The organism is Paenibacillus sp. PastF-3 (genome assembly GCF_029893135.1).
Lineage (GTDB): Bacteria > Bacillota > Bacilli > Paenibacillales > Paenibacillaceae > Paenibacillus_AQ > Paenibacillus_AQ nitricinens.
Genome location: NZ_JARXWM010000005.1, coordinates 34,595 through 49,058, shown reverse-complemented (window position 1 = coordinate 49,058; position 14,464 = coordinate 34,595). Strand labels below are relative to the sequence as shown.

The 14,464-nt window shown below is 44.2% G+C and carries 14 protein-coding genes and 1 tRNA gene; 2 read left to right on the top strand and 13 right to left on the bottom strand.

What is annotated here, in order from left to right; all coding sequences use genetic code 11:
- Positions 1-264: 264 nt before the first annotated feature.
- From secG to M2444_RS11975, 7 genes are all read right to left on the bottom strand, one after another.
- Entirely contained in the window at positions 265-498 is a 234-nt protein-coding gene (gene secG, locus M2444_RS12005; protein ID WP_042123332.1) for a preprotein translocase subunit SecG, read from the bottom strand.
- 212 nt (positions 499-710) lie between these two features.
- The gene (eno, locus tag M2444_RS12000) at positions 711-1,997 is read right to left on the bottom strand and encodes a phosphopyruvate hydratase (protein ID WP_042123330.1); all 1,287 of its coding nucleotides are present in this window, start codon (positions 1,995-1,997) and stop codon (positions 711-713) included.
- A 70-nt stretch (positions 1,998-2,067) separates the two neighbouring features.
- Positions 2,068-3,612, bottom strand: a complete 1,545-nt coding sequence (gene gpmI / locus M2444_RS11995; RefSeq protein WP_094877730.1) for a 2,3-bisphosphoglycerate-independent phosphoglycerate mutase — start codon at positions 3,610-3,612, stop codon at positions 2,068-2,070.
- Position 3,613: 1 nt separating this feature from the next.
- Positions 3,614-4,366, bottom strand: a complete 753-nt coding sequence (gene tpiA, locus M2444_RS11990; RefSeq protein ID WP_060626476.1) for a triose-phosphate isomerase — start codon at positions 4,364-4,366, stop codon at positions 3,614-3,616.
- Between the two features lie 26 nt (positions 4,367-4,392).
- Positions 4,393-5,574, bottom strand: coding sequence for a phosphoglycerate kinase (locus M2444_RS11985; RefSeq protein WP_094873189.1), 1,182 nt, complete (start codon positions 5,572-5,574; stop codon positions 4,393-4,395).
- A 116-nt stretch (positions 5,575-5,690) separates the two neighbouring features.
- Positions 5,691-6,701: a type I glyceraldehyde-3-phosphate dehydrogenase gene (gene gap, locus M2444_RS11980; protein ID WP_036687120.1), complete on the bottom strand. Its 1,011-nt coding sequence runs from the start codon at positions 6,699-6,701 to the stop codon at positions 5,691-5,693.
- Positions 6,702-6,803: 102 nt separating this feature from the next.
- Positions 6,804-7,856 carry a sugar-binding transcriptional regulator gene (locus M2444_RS11975; protein ID WP_042123320.1) on the bottom strand — a complete coding sequence of 351 codons (1,053 nt, stop codon included), beginning with the start codon at positions 7,854-7,856 and terminating at the stop codon, positions 6,804-6,806.
- A 334-nt stretch (positions 7,857-8,190) separates the two neighbouring features.
- Between M2444_RS11975 and M2444_RS11970 the strand changes: the two genes are divergently transcribed.
- Both M2444_RS11970 and clpP read left to right on the top strand, forming a co-directional pair.
- A tRNA-Arg gene (locus M2444_RS11970) sits at positions 8,191-8,265 on the top strand.
- Positions 8,266-8,458: 193 nt separating this feature from the next.
- Positions 8,459-9,055, top strand: coding sequence for an ATP-dependent Clp endopeptidase proteolytic subunit ClpP (gene clpP / locus M2444_RS11965; RefSeq protein ID WP_042184034.1), 597 nt, complete (start codon positions 8,459-8,461; stop codon positions 9,053-9,055).
- A 95-nt stretch (positions 9,056-9,150) separates the two neighbouring features.
- Here the strand turns inward: clpP and M2444_RS11960 are convergent, their stop codons facing one another.
- From M2444_RS11960 to M2444_RS11935, 6 genes are all read right to left on the bottom strand, one after another.
- Positions 9,151-9,789 carry a GDSL-type esterase/lipase family protein gene (locus tag M2444_RS11960; RefSeq protein ID WP_280787072.1) on the bottom strand — a complete coding sequence of 213 codons (639 nt, stop codon included), beginning with the start codon at positions 9,787-9,789 and terminating at the stop codon, positions 9,151-9,153.
- Between the two features lie 109 nt (positions 9,790-9,898).
- Positions 9,899-10,999, bottom strand: coding sequence for a PdaC/SigV domain-containing protein (locus M2444_RS11955; protein ID WP_280787071.1), 1,101 nt, complete (start codon positions 10,997-10,999; stop codon positions 9,899-9,901).
- Between the two features lie 122 nt (positions 11,000-11,121).
- Positions 11,122-11,877 carry an SIMPL domain-containing protein gene (locus M2444_RS11950; RefSeq protein ID WP_094873184.1) on the bottom strand — a complete coding sequence of 252 codons (756 nt, stop codon included), beginning with the start codon at positions 11,875-11,877 and terminating at the stop codon, positions 11,122-11,124.
- 150 nt (positions 11,878-12,027) lie between these two features.
- The gene (locus tag M2444_RS11945; protein ID WP_036687106.1) at positions 12,028-12,297 is read right to left on the bottom strand and encodes an HPr family phosphocarrier protein; all 270 of its coding nucleotides are present in this window, start codon (positions 12,295-12,297) and stop codon (positions 12,028-12,030) included.
- 97 nt (positions 12,298-12,394) lie between these two features.
- The gene (whiA, locus tag M2444_RS11940; RefSeq protein ID WP_042123310.1) at positions 12,395-13,324 is read right to left on the bottom strand and encodes a DNA-binding protein WhiA; all 930 of its coding nucleotides are present in this window, start codon (positions 13,322-13,324) and stop codon (positions 12,395-12,397) included.
- A gap of 146 nt (positions 13,325-13,470) precedes the next feature.
- Complete coding sequence (locus M2444_RS11935) at positions 13,471-14,418, bottom strand: gluconeogenesis factor YvcK family protein (protein ID WP_179085868.1); 948 nt, start codon at positions 14,416-14,418, stop codon at positions 13,471-13,473.
- Positions 14,419-14,464: the final 46 nt, after the last annotated feature.

Sequence of the window (14,464 nt, the reverse complement as noted above, 5' to 3'; positions counted from 1 at the left end):
AAATTTTACCTTTACCTACTTCATACCCTAGTATACACGAAATCAATCCTGCGCATCCCTGTTACTGTCATCCAAAGGTAAACGCAGTACAAAATTTCACTCCACCGAAAAAGAAAGTCTTCTTTATGATGCTTTTCGTACCGAATTCTTTATTCTTACTACTATGAAAAGAAAAGCACCAACAGGTGCTTCTCCTTTTAATTATAACAAAAAAGCCTTCACTCCATTCCATTCAGAACAGAGCGAGGGCTTACTGTAGGTACTTTAATCAATGAAAACAGCAGCTAGAATTGCCATAATGAAGAATCCTGCAGCAAGTCCAACAGTTACACGTTGTAGTACAAGTTCCATACCACGAGCTTTTGTTTTACCAAAGAGATGCTCAGCACCGCCGGAGATGGCACCGGAAAGACCCGCGCTTTTCCCCTTTTGCAGAAGAACGACCGCAATAAGACCGACGGAAAAAATCAGGAGCACAACTTTCAAAAAGATATCCATTCACTTCCACCTCCTACGCCTAAGCATCACTATCTATGGTAATTGAGGTTATCACGATACATAAACAGTATTCTTATTTTATCATAGCAATGCCGTTAATACAACAGCCTAGGCTGTTAAGTCGTAGCTTTTCTTGAAAGATTAGGATAAACAGCTATTCAAAAAAAGACCCGCCATAATGGCGGGTCTTCGTACTCTGCTATAAAAGCAGATTATCTTTTAAGGTTGTAGAAGGATTTCAGGCCGTTGTATTGAGCCAATTCACCCAACTCGTCTTCAATGCGAAGCAATTGGTTGTATTTAGCAACACGGTCTGTACGGGAAGGAGCACCCGTTTTGATTTGACCAGCGTTAGTCGCAACAGCGATGTCAGCGATTGTGCTATCTTCGGATTCGCCGGAACGGTGAGAGATAACAGCTGTGTAACCAGCACGTTTAGCCATTTCGATAGCATCGAAAGTTTCAGTCAATGTACCAATTTGGTTAACTTTAACCAAGATGGAGTTACCGATACCTTTTTCGATACCTGTTGCAAGACGCTCAGTGTTTGTAACGAACAAGTCGTCACCAACCAATTGAACTTTGTCTCCCAATTTTTCAGTAAGCAATTTCCAACCATCCCAGTCGTCTTCGGACATACCGTCTTCGATTGTGATGATTGGGTATTTCTCAACCCATGAAGCAAGAAGGTCAACATACTCAGCGGAAGTGTAAGATTTACCTTCGCCAGCAAGTGTGTATTTACCGTCTTTGTAGAACTCAGTGGAAGCAACGTCCATACCCAAGAATACGTCAACGCCTGGTTTGTAACCAGCTTTTTCGATAGCTTCGATAATTGTAGTGATTGCTTCTTCATTCGAACCAAGGTTTGGTGCGAAACCACCTTCGTCACCCACAGCAGTGTTCAGGCCTTTGGATTGAAGTACGGATTTCAAGTTGTGGAAAATTTCAGCACCTGTACGAAGAGCTTCTTTGAAGCTTGGAGCTCCTACAGGAAGAACCATGAACTCTTGAACATCGATGTTGTTATCCGCATGCTCACCACCATTGATGATGTTCATCATTGGTACTGGAAGAGTTTTAGCGTTGAATCCGCCCAGGTATACATACAAAGGAATATCCAATGCTGCTGCAGCTGCGCGAGCTACGGCCATGGATACTGCTAGGATTGCGTTAGCGCCCAATTTACCTTTGTTATGTGTTCCGTCCAAAGTAATCATCAATTTGTCGATGCCCACTTGATCAAGAGCGTCCATACCGATAACTTCTGGAGCAATGATTTCATTTACGTTCTCAACAGCTTTAAGAACGCCTTTACCCATGTAACGGGATTTATCGCCATCACGAAGCTCTACAGCTTCATGAGCACCAGTGGAAGCGCCGGAAGGAACGATAGCGCGGCCTTTAGCACCGGATTCAAGATAAACGTCAACCTCTACAGTTGGGTTACCGCGGGAGTCAAGGACTTCGCGAGCATATACATCAGAAATAATAGTCATTTTAGTTAATCTCCTTTAAACAATGTTTTGGTTTTTAATTGTTAAAGCTTGAATCTTAGGTATTGTTTCCTTATTTGCGACTAGCAATCATGGATTGACCGGTCATTTCCGCAGGTTGCGGAAGTCCCATCAGATCCAGAATGGTTGGTGCTACATCGGCAAGGATACCGCGATCGCGCAATACAACATTTTCATCCGTAAGGATAAACGGAACCGGGTTAGTGGTATGAGCTGTGAACGGACGACCGTTCTCATCAAACACCATGTCTGCATTACCGTGATCGGCAATAATGATCGCAACGCCACCCTTGGCAACTACTGCGTCCACTACTTTACCTACACACTCATCAGTTACCTCTACAGCCTTGATTGTTGGCTCCAGCATTCCGGAGTGTCCAACCATATCAGGGTTTGCAAAGTTAAGGATAATAGCATCCTGTCTTTCCGCTTCAATTTCTGCTACGCAGGCTGCAGCCACTTCGTAAGCACTCATCTCAGGTTGAAGATCATAGGTTGCTACTTTAGGAGAGTTGATCAAGATACGAGTTTCTCCTGGAAGCTCCTCATCACGTCCACCACTGAAGAAGAACGTTACGTGCGGATATTTCTCAGTTTCCGCGATGCGCAGTTGCTTCTTGTTTTGTTGCACAAGTACTTCACCCAATGTGTTATCCAGGTTCTTCGGTGAATAGGCTACATAACCTTGTACCGTTTCACTGAAAGTAGTCAGGCATACGAAGTGCAAGTCTTGCGGGAACAAAGGACCCCGTTCGAAACCACGGAAATCTTGATTCGTGAACACTTGTGACAACTGAATAGCACGGTCAGGGCGGAAGTTGAGGAACACGACGGAATCGCCGCTCTCTACTGCCGTTACCGGCTTGCCTTCACTGTCTACAATTACGCTAGGTTCAACGAATTCGTCGAACACGGAATTTGAATAAGATGCAGTGATAGCTTGCAGAGCATCCGTGTATTTCGGTCCTTCGCCATAAACCATAGCACGATAGGCTTTTTCTACACGATCCCAACGTTTGTCACGGTCCATTGCGTAATAACGCCCGGATACCGTAGCAATTGTACCTACTCCAACCTCTTCAATCTTAGCAACCAGATCTTGAACAAACTTCTTACCACTATCTGGAGGTACGTCCCGGCCATCCATGAAAGCGTGGATATACACTTCGTGCATATCTTCTTTCTTAGCCAGGTCAAGCATAGCAAACAGGTGATTAATATGGCTATGTACCCCTCCGTCGGATACAAGCGCGTAAAGATGAAGCTTTTTACCTGTGTTCTTAGCATTTCTAACTGCGGCTACCAGTGTTTCATTATCGAAGAATTCGCCCTCACGGATCGATTTATCGATACGAGTCAAATCCTGGTATACAATCCGTCCTGCACCAATATTTAAGTGCCCTACTTCAGAGTTGCCCATTTGGCCTTCTGGAAGACCAACAGCTTCACCACAAGCAGTAAGGGTAGTATTAGGATATTGTTTCAAGTAACGGTCATAGTTAGGTTTGTTAGCTTGAGCAACGGCGTTACCTTCAGAGGTTCCACGCAAACCGAAACCATCCATGATGATCAAAGCTACAGGTCTTGGAGCTGACATCTTACTTCGCCCCCTCAACCAATTGAACGAAGGAAGCAGGCTGCAAGCTGGCACCGCCAACAAGCGCACCATCGATGTCGCTTTGGCCCATGTACTCAGTTACATTCTCAGGCTTCACGCTGCCGCCGTATTGAATACGAACAGCTTCAGCTGTTGCTGCATCATACAAATCTTTTACAAGACTGCGGATGTAAGCAATAACTTCGTTAGCATCTTGGGAAGTGGATGATTTACCTGTGCCAATAGCCCAGATAGGTTCGTATGCAATGACAACTTTTGCTGCTTGCTCGGCACTAAGTCCTTGGAATGCAGCTTCAGTTTGTACTTTACATACTGCTTTAGTTTGATCAGCTTCACGCTCTTCGAGCTTTTCGCCAACACATACGATTGGAGTGATACCGTGACGGAATGCAGCATGCATTTTCTTATTCACGATTTCATCTGTTTCGCCAAAATAAGCACGACGCTCTGAGTGACCAATGATTACATAGTCTACGCCGAGATCGCTAAGCATTACACCACTGATTTCTCCAGTGTAAGCACCGTTATCTTCAAAGTGCAGGTTCTGTGCGCCAATCTTGATGTCTGTACCCTTTGCAGCTGCTACAAGTGCAGGCAGGTTAGTAAATGGAGCGCAGATTACAGTCTCAACGCCTTCTACTTCTGCTTTGCCTTTGATGTCAGCAATAAAGCTTTCTGCTTCAGGAACTGTTTTGAACATCTTCCAGTTTCCTGCGATAATTGGTGTTCTCATGACTTAAGTTGCCTCCTTCTTGGGTCTTACTTATCGTTCAGTGCTTCTACGCCAGGAAGCGCCTTGCCTTCCATGAACTCAAGGGATGCACCGCCACCAGTTGAAATATGATCCATTTGATCAGCCAGGTGGAATTTCTCTGCTGCTGCTGCGGAATCTCCGCCACCAATAACAGTATAACCTTCAGTAGTTGCACAAGCTTTTGCTACTGCAATTGTACCTTCAGCGAATTTATCAATTTCAAATACACCCATAGGTCCATTCCAGACAACTAGCTTGGAGTTTTTGATCACATCTGCATAAAGCTCACGGGTTTTCGGTCCGATATCAAGACCTTCCCAGCCTTCTGGGATTTCATTGAAAGGAACGATTTGCGTATTGGCATCCGCACCGAATTTATCGGCTACCACGACGTCAACTGGAAGCAAGAAGTTCTTACCAAGCGATTTGGCTTTCTCAATGAATTCAAGAGCAGTTCCCAATTTATCGTTGTCCACTAGGGAAATACCGATTTCAAATCCCAATGCTTTGGTAAAGGTGTAGGACAGACCGCCACCGATCAAGACATTGTCTGCCAAATTCAGCAGGTTGTCGATCACGTCAATTTTGTCCTTCACTTTCGAACCACCGATGATTGCAGTGAAAGGACGCTCAGGGTTAGAAAGAGCTTTACCCAGAACAGACAATTCTTTCTCCATCAAAAGACCGGATACAGCTGGTAGGAAATGAGCGATACCTTCTGTCGATGCATGAGCACGGTGAGCCGCACCAAACGCATCGTTAACGAACAAATCAGCCAGTTCAGCAAATTGTTTAGCCAGTTCAGGATCGTTTTTCTCTTCGCCTGGGTAGAAACGAACATTCTCAAGTACAAGTACGTCGCCTTCTCCTAGCTCAGCAATTTTTGCTTTTACAGCTTCACCAACAGCTTCGTCAGCTTTAGCTACTGGTTTGCCAAGAAGCTCGGACAGGCGTTCAGCAGCAGTAGTCAAACGCATGGAATCTACGAATTGGCCTTTAGGACGACCCATGTGACTTGCAAGAATGATCTTTGCACCGTTCTCAATCAAATATTTAATAGTTGGAAGTGTTTCGCGGATACGAGTATCATCAGTAATTTTACCGTCTTCTACAGGCACGTTGAAATCCACGCGTACAAATACGCGTTTACCCTTTACTTCTACATCACGGACGCTCTTTTTGTTCATGATTAATTCCTCCACACCCCATATTGTTTCTAGCAGGAAACAAGAAATACATTTAGAAAGAGCGGAAACAAGGAACTTCTGTTTCCGCTCTATAGATGTTGCTTATATCAAGTCAATTACTTAGCGATTTTAGCGAATTTCTCCAAAGTACGAACCAATTGTGCAGTGTAGGACATTTCATTGTCATACCAAGCAACCGTTTTAACCAGTTGTTTGTCGCCAACAGTCAATACTTTAGTTTGTGTAGCATCGAACAGGGATCCGAAAGTCATACCTTTGATGTCGGAAGATACGATTTCATCTTCAGTGTAACCATAAGTGTCTGGATCGGAAGCTGCTTTCATAGCTGCGTTGATTTCTTCAACAGTAACGCTCTTATCAAGAACAGTTACAAGCTCAGTCAGGGAACCAGTTGCAACTGGAACACGTTGAGCTGCACCATCCAATTTACCTTTAAGTTCTGGAATAACCAGACCGATTGCTTTAGCAGCACCAGTAGTGTTAGGGATGATGTTCTCAGCTGCTGCACGAGCACGTCTGAAGTCACCTTTAGCGTGTGGAGCATCCAAAGTGTTTTGGTCGCCAGTGTAAGCGTGAATTGTAGTCATCAAGCCTTCAACGATACCGAACTTGTCGTTCAATACTTTTGCCATTGGAGCTAGGCAGTTAGTAGTGCAAGATGCGCCGGAAATAACAGTCTCAGTACCATCAAGAATGTCATCGTTAACGTTGTAAACGACAGTTTTCATGTCGCCAGTAGCTGGAGCGGAGATAACTACTTTCTTAGCTCCACCTTTCAAGTGTTTTTCAGCTGCTTCTTTAGTTGTGAAGAAACCTGTGCACTCAAGTACGATATCAACGCCTAGGTCGCCCCATGGCAATTCTTCAGGGTTGCGGTTAGCAAGAACCTTAACTTCTTTACCATTGACTTTGAAGAAGCCGTCATGCACTTCAACATCACCTTGGAATTTACCTTGAGTTGTATCATATTTAAGCAAATGAGCAAGCATCTTAGCGTCAGTCAAGTCGTTGATTGCTACCACTTCGATACCTTCTACATTTTGAATACGGCGGAAAGCAAGGCGTCCAATACGTCCAAATCCGTTAATTCCAACTTTTACACTCATTGAATAGTTCCTCCTAGAATTCGTTTTATTTATTCAAAACAGACCGTGAAGCCTGTCATGACAACAATGTTAAGTATAATGCAAGATATATGTTCTAGTAAGTTACGACGATATCTGTAACTGATTGTCAATCTCCTTGCCTATTTCCACAGCAGCAGCCTCGTCCGTGACGAGAATATTCTCCTGCCCGAAACGCAGCATGGCATGAATAGCTTTGGCCTTTGGCTTGCCTCCGGCAATACCGATGACAGTTTCCGTCCGAACAATATCTTCTAGACGTAATCCCATCGTAAGCATCGTATGCACAACCTGACCATCTTCATTAAAATAATATCCAAAGGATTCTGCCACTGCTCCCTCACCCTGGATTTCTGAGACAGTAGCCTCATCCAGCTTGCGGCGGCGAGTCATTTCAATGGCATCCCCAATCCCATGTACAATAATACGCGAACTGCGGATGATTTGTACAATCTCTCCAATATTAGAATCAAGTGCTAATGACTGATAGGCATCCCCACTAAGTAAATCAGGGACATGCAGCAACCGGTAATTCGCTCCAACCCGTTTTGCCATTGTAGAGGCAATCGTATTGGCTTGAATCTCCATACTCTCTCCTAATCCGCCACGCGCTGGAACAAACCAGGCGTTCTTATAGGAAAGGGATAACGGCGGTGTCAGTTGATCAGCCATATCGGCAAGCGTTGATCCACCTGTGACAGCAACAATATCATCTGTACGGAGGACACTGAGCAGCGCTTTTGCACCTGCGCGGCCAAGCTCACGTTTGGTGAATGGTGATGACTCACAATCACCCGGCACCACAATGACTTTATCCAGACCGTATGTTGCCCGAATTTTCTCTTCCAGCTCATCCAGACCAAACAGGCTCTTAACGACCGGCTCTAGCAAATCAAGCAGTCTGCGCCCAGCAGCGCTAATGCGCATACCAACGCTCTCGATCTCAATGAGCCCTTGCGATTTCAGAAGATCCGTCTCGGCACGCAGTACCCGCTCAGTCATATCAAGCGAAGCGGCAAGCGTTCTGCGTCCAATGATATCGGACAGCATGATCTGATGAAGAATCGTGTACCGTCTCTTAAGGGTTTCCATGAGATCAGGCAGAAGCTGCTTTTGGATATCTAATAAATTACGCATGCTTTCACTCCTGCAACTTCGTCTTCCTCTATTCCCTTGTTCATGGTCTCAAAATGTCCCGGGTAAACTTTTTAAGTCCCACTCATATTCTAACCAAATATTGCTCGAAGTGCAAGTCTTCCGAGAGTAGAATTCTCAAGCGCTTGTCTTCTTATACATTTATAAGATTGGGAAAGAGTTAAAGCACCTAAAACCTGTCATTAACTATCCAGATTCTATCTCTGAGTGAAAACGAATATAAGCTTGTCTACCTTTAAGAAAAAGCATAGTGTCCTGCTCTGTATTATTAAATTCATTGCAATTGCTCAGGAATTATATTATAATCATTTTTGTTGCGCCCGTGGTCCAATGGATATGACGTAGGCCTCCGAAGCCTGAGATCCAAGTTCGATTCTTGGCGGGCGCGCCATTAATTTCACTTTTGTACATAATTTAGTAGTGCCTATACTACTACTTAACCAAAGAGCCGCATGTCGGCTCTTTTTTTTGAATATAAGTTTGACTTTCTTTGACTTTTTGTTTGAATTTGTTTATCATGTGGGTAATACGGCAAGAGTAAAAATGAATACATTTGAAGAACCAATATCAAGGAGGTTTTCCACGTGAGTTATATTCCTATGGTAGTAGAACAGAGCAACCGCGGTGAGCGCGCTTATGACATCTATTCCCGCCTGCTGAAGGACCGCATCATTTTCCTTGGAACGGAGGTTAATGACGTGGTAGCCAATTCTATCATCGCACAAATGCTGTTCTTGGCTGCCGAAGATCCTGAGAAGGACATTCACCTTTATGTGAATAGCCCTGGTGGTTCCATTACTGCAGGTATGGCTATTTTTGATACAATGCAGTACATTAAGCCAGACGTTTCCACCATCTGTGTCGGTATGGCAGCTTCCATGGGAGCTTTCCTGCTTAACGCTGGTGCTAAAGGCAAACGCTTCGCACTTCCTAACAGTGAGATCATGATTCACCAACCTCTGGGTGGTGCTCAAGGTCAAGCAACGGATATCGAAATCCGTGCTCGCCGTATCCTCAAATTGCGCGATAAGCTGAATCGCATTCTTGCAGAACGTACGGGTCAACCCCTGGAACGTATTGAGAAGGATACAGATCGTGATTACTTCATGACTGCTGCAGACGCGGCAGCTTACGGTATCGTTGATAAAGTCATCGAGAAAACACTGCCTAGCGGTGTGTAAGCTATAAAACAACACAAAGAGGCTGTACACTATCCACTTGATGGTTAGTGCACAGCCTCTTTGCTTTTCAGACCCCCATTACAAATGAATCTCAATTAAATCAAACCACCATAACCAAGCGCATTGAGTTTCTCAGCAATCACACGGTAGCCTCGGCCATTAGGATGTAAGTGGTCAAACGATAAAAGGCCTCTCTCATTTCCTGCAAACTCACCATAAATAGAAGCAAATCCAACTACTCGGCTACTATACTGCGATGCATAGCGGTTAAACTGCTTCACCCACTCTGTAGCGCCTACTACCTGAGGATAGGGATTATACAATCCCACAATTCGAATGATATAAGGTCTACGTGCCCCCGCTTTCAATTGGAAGAGAATACTCATAATGACAGCGAAATTTTGTTTGCATTCCTGCAGTGATCTTCCCAGCTCTTTAGATAAATTCCCAGGTTGTCTAGCTGCAGCCTTTGCAGCATGAATTAAATCGTTGCCACCGATGGATAGCGTGATAATGTCGGCTGCTCGAATGGCTTCGCGAGTCATTGCACTCCCCCGTAGCCGCTGTTCCAGTTCAGAAGTAGTCAATCCATTCACGCCCAAATTCGTAGAGGCTACATTAGAACGCAGTCTCCCTTCCGCCATTCTACGGTACACCGGTACAAAACCGTTACCTGGCAGAGCGCCAAATCCAGTCGTCAAGGAATCGCCAATTGCAGTGTATTGATAGCTCATAGCTCTCCCCCGTTCATAAACTAGTTACTCCATTTAGCATATGAATTCGAGGTGATTCTGGTAAGGGGGAGATGTCCAGTGGTGGCACTAGCGGTTACGAATTCTCTATTTATTTTACAGCAGCAAATGGGCTACCGCCTTCCGGCAACAGTTCTTTGAAAGTAAAGGGGTATTCGGGGAACCCCGCAGCATATGCTGTGTATTCGTACAATTGGAAGAACAGAACGACCTGATCATCCTTCAGATAAAAATACTTTTCCGTATTCAATCCGTTGAATCCTCCCAAATAACTTTCCTCCGCTTTTACCAGCTTGTTCAACTTAGCATTTAACGTTTTTTTGTAGTTTGGGTTAGCACCAAAAAGATCGCCCAGCAATAGACGTTTGCCATCCTTGAGCGAAAAGGTAAACGCCTCCCGGTTGGTCATGCCATGAGCCCCGCCCGTATCGCTATACTGTGACATCAGCAAACTAATCACACCATTCTGATTGTAGGTCACTACATAATCTATATCATAAGTATACTTGGGCTCTGACCCAGAACGATTGGAGATATCCTGCTCTGCCCCTGCGGCGAATCTCATGGCACTTTCTTTCAAGGTATCGTTCATGGCCTTTTGCGCAGCGGATTGACTCAGTCCACTAATTTTCGGATAATCAAGCTGGATTAAAGCCTCTTTTCGATCTTTAGCATAGGTCTCAGTGGTTACTGTCAATGCGTTCTGTGGTCTGTTCATCACGTTCAGCTTACTAGAGCCTAGAGTCCAATCCACTTTATAGCCCAAATAATCATTTAAGAGACCGGATGGAACATAGAGACGATTGTTTATTAGCTTTCCTTCATATTCCCGAATGTAATAGTTGTTCACCCAGATAGAAGTACCAAAACTAGATAGCGTTAACTTGGCTTTAGCCGTCCCTTTTCCAATCGTGTATGCATTTTCTTCTTTATCATAAGTGAGAGGTAATCCCAGCACATCACGCATAAAGGTAATTGGGATCCAGACCTTCCCTTCCTGCACAATACCTGTCTGCTGCGAAATCACCCCGTTCGCCTTTAATACTATACTTGAAGCATTAGCCTTGCTCTTCGCCTGATCAGACGCTGCATAACCCGTATCACTAGGCAGTAATCCTCCACCAAGCAATAACCCCGCCGACATCAAACCTATGCCCCATTTGCGTACGATTTCTTTTGAGATATTCATCATCTTGTTTTCCCTCTCCTTTCCAATTAATTAAACATAATCCCAGAGAGCTTACACAAAAAAGAGGCATCCCCCACTATTAAGCGGAAGATTACCTCTTCTCTCTGTATTCATCTTGTAGGCTACTATTTCAATTCATACATAACGCTTAGTTGTGTTGTAACTTTAACTACTCCCGGTTGTACGGATGTGCTTGCACCAGCATCTGCTGCAGCCATATCCATTTTTAGATTTTGTTCAAAATATACTGGAGTAATATCGCCATCATTTTGACTAACCGTGAGCACTTGGCCTAAGCTACGTTTAGCTGCCTTAGCAATAGCTCCTGCCTTAACATCTGCGTTCGCCATCGCCTTTTCAATCACCTGAGCTTCAAAGGCAGAAGTATCTTCCACAGAAAAACGTGCATTTCCGAGATTGTTTGCCCCTGCTGCAGATGCAGCGTCAAGCAATTCACCAACCTTAGTCAGATCTCTATAAGACACTAACAGCGTATGATTCGCGTTGTATCCTTTTACTTGCTGTCCTTCTTTTTCGCTATAACTATAGTTGGGTTGCACATAGAATTGGGTGCTTTGAATATCTTTATCTGCGATTTTCCAAGTCCCTTTCAGTAGGGTAGTGATCTTTTGGATTTTAGCAGCATTTGTTTTTTGCGCTTCTTGCGCAGTTGACGCCGTAGTATCTACTCCGATGGACAAGTATACAATATCCGGCTTGATGGACAATTCGCCTTTACCTACTACACTAACAACATTTTTCTGCACTTCATCTGCGTAAGCCTTTGTAGGACCCTGGGAGACACCACTCATACCAATTCCTCCAATTAACAAACTCCCTACAATCAACACTGAACCAATCTTCTTTACCAAACCTTTCATATTTGCCAGCCCCTTTCATCTTTTGTGATTTGTTATTATCCTCTAGACGAGTCATTCTGGTAAATGTTGCACATCTTAAATCTATTTTTTGGTATTAAAAAAAGCCCCTAGGGGCTTTTTAGTCATGCAATAAAAAGTCATGTCAAAAGATTATTGGTTCTCAAGCTCTTCTTTGCTGACGAGACTCGTCAAAGCGTTTACAGCTTGATCGGCGTCTGCACCATCCGCGCTGATATAGATCTCCGTGCCGGAACTGATCGCTAGGCTCATAATACCCATAATACTTTTGGCGTTTACTTTTTTATCGTCTTTTTCCACGAAAATCTCCGACGAAAACTTGTTAGCTTCTTGCACAAACAATGCTGCCGGTCGAGCGTGTAGCCCTGTCTTCAACCGAACAACTACCGGGTGCTTTGTCATGAAACGCTTACCCCCTAATTGAGTTCTCCCCAAAAATTTCACATTAATTTTATATTATTATATCATTATAACGTAAACCACACTAGAAAAAAAGTGACTAGCCGCCTCGAACCTTGTCCGCCAGTTCATCAATCTTACGAAGTCGATGATTTACTCCGGACTTACTAACCGTACCTTTCAGCATTTCACCAACCTCTTTAAGGTTGATATCTGGATGTGCCATTCGGATTTCTGCAACTTCCCGCAGTTTATCCGGCAAGCTCTCCAGCCCCACTTCCCGCTGCAGCAATTTGATATTCTCAATCTGCCGCACCGCGGCACTTATCGTTTTATTGAGATTCGCGGTCTCGCAGTTCACGATCCGATTCACGGAATTACGCATATCACGCATAATTCTTACATCCTCAAATTTGAACAACGCTTGATGCGCCCCGATCAGACTTAAGAATTCGATAATCTTCTCGCCTTCTTTAATGTATAGAATGAACCCTTTTTTACGTTCAATGCAGCGTGCGTTTAGGTGAAATTCACCAGCCAGATCAACTAGCGCTTTACAGTGCTCCTCATACATCGAGGAAATCTCCAAATGGTAAGAGGAACCCTCCGGATTATTAACCGATCCGCCCGCCAAAAAAGCACCCCGCAAATAAGCACGCTTACAGCAGTTATTCCCAACAATCTCTTTATCAATACCGTCGGTAAAAATAAATCCTTCGGACACAATTCTGAGATCATTTAAGATCTCCTGTACGCGGCTGGGGATTCTAACGATATACACGTTATTTTTCTTCAAACGCATTTTTTTACGCACGAGTAGCTCAATATGGACCTGGTAATATTTCTTAAGCAAAGAATATACCCGCCTTGCAATCGCGGCGTTCTCCGTCGAAATGTCGAGAATCACCTTTTTGCTTGAAAGCTGCACAGATCCATTCATACGGATAAGTGCTGACATTTCCGCCTTCTCACAACAGGGCTCACTCTCCACCATCGTCAGCTCTTTTTTGGTAAGGGCCGCAAAAGACAAGGGTCTCACCTCTTTCTGAAATAAGTACGTCATTCATATATACAAGCATAAAAGCCTTCGGTGTCCTTGTAAGGACGGTAAGCGTTTAAGCGAGAAATATAAAACATAAAGTATAGGTGTAAACTTATACTCTCTTATATTTTAAGTTATACCCTAGGGTTTCTGTTTATCCAATCTTGCACAAGCTGATAGATATGATGACTAAGCTTATCGGTATCATGCCTTAAATAAGTTCGGAATAACACTAGCTTATCCGCTATAACTTTATATGCACTGCCTTCTAGTACATCCTTATCGAGCTGTACCGGACGCGCACCCTTCTCAGCATACTTCGACTGCACCTGCTCTGGAATTTCACCGTCATTCACAATAATATAATCAAATAAATGAATTCCAATATGATCATAAACGGCTTGTAGATGGTCATTTACAGTATAATTATCCGTTTCGCCAGGCTGAGTCATTACATTGCAGACAAAAATTTTGATTGCATCAGAAGATACAACCGCTTCTGCTAGCTTCGGAACAAGTAGGTTCGGAAGAATGCTCGTATATAGACTCCCTGGACCCAAAAGAATTGCATCTGCATTTCGAATCGCTTCAAGCGCTTCAGGCAACGGTTCCACATCAGCAGGCTCCAAAGAAACCCGTTTAATGATCCCGCCTGCTTCCGGTATTTTAGATTCCCCCGTGATAATCGTGCCGTCCGACATTTCTGCACGCAATACTACGGCATCTCCCGCAGCGGGTAATACCCGTCCGCGAACAGCAAATAATCGGCTAAGCTCACGAACAGCTGTGACAAAATCGCCAGATATATCTGTAAGCGCGGCAAGAATTAAATTACCAAGACTATGGCCCGCCAATCCTTCGCCAGTGTTAAAACGATATCTCATAATATCCGCCATGAGCGGCTCTACATCAGCCATAGCTGTTAATACGTTGCGGATGTCCCCAGGAGGCGGCATTTGCAGTTCACTACGCAAAATGCCCGAGCTTCCTCCGTCATCTGCTACGGTAACTATAGCTGTAATATCTAGCGGCTTTTCTTTTAAGCCGCGAAGCATGACAGATAGTCCCGTGCCACCGCCCATAACGACGATACGTGGACGCTGTCTTTGTTCTTCAGCCACTATGGAC

Excerpts from the sequence above, each read along its gene's own strand:
- secG (WP_042123332.1), bottom strand. The coding sequence starts at position 498 with ATGGATATCTTTTTGAAAGTTGTGCTCCTGATTTTTTCCGTCGGTCTT.
- eno (WP_042123330.1), bottom strand. The coding sequence starts at position 1,997 with ATGACTATTATTTCTGATGTATATGCTCGCGAAGTCCTTGACTCCCGC.
- gpmI (WP_094877730.1), bottom strand. The coding sequence starts at position 3,612 with ATGTCAGCTCCAAGACCTGTAGCTTTGATCATCATGGATGGTTTCGGT.
- tpiA (WP_060626476.1), bottom strand. The coding sequence starts at position 4,366 with ATGAGAACACCAATTATCGCAGGAAACTGGAAGATGTTCAAAACAGTT.
- M2444_RS11985 (WP_094873189.1), bottom strand. The coding sequence starts at position 5,574 with ATGAACAAAAAGAGCGTCCGTGATGTAGAAGTAAAGGGTAAACGCGTA.
- gap (WP_036687120.1), bottom strand. The coding sequence starts at position 6,701 with ATGAGTGTAAAAGTTGGAATTAACGGATTTGGACGTATTGGACGCCTT.
- M2444_RS11975 (WP_042123320.1), bottom strand. The coding sequence starts at position 7,856 with ATGCGTAATTTATTAGATATCCAAAAGCAGCTTCTGCCTGATCTCATG.
- M2444_RS11960 (WP_280787072.1), bottom strand. The coding sequence starts at position 9,789 with ATGAGCTATCAATACACTGCAATTGGCGATTCCTTGACGACTGGATTT.
- M2444_RS11955 (WP_280787071.1), bottom strand. The coding sequence starts at position 10,999 with ATGATGAATATCTCAAAAGAAATCGTACGCAAATGGGGCATAGGTTTG.
- M2444_RS11950 (WP_094873184.1), bottom strand. The coding sequence starts at position 11,877 with ATGAAAGGTTTGGTAAAGAAGATTGGTTCAGTGTTGATTGTAGGGAGT.
- M2444_RS11945 (WP_036687106.1), bottom strand. The coding sequence starts at position 12,297 with ATGACAAAGCACCCGGTAGTTGTTCGGTTGAAGACAGGGCTACACGCT.
- M2444_RS11935 (WP_179085868.1), bottom strand. The coding sequence starts at position 14,418 with ATGGGCGGTGGCACGGGACTATCTGTCATGCTTCGCGGCTTAAAAGAA.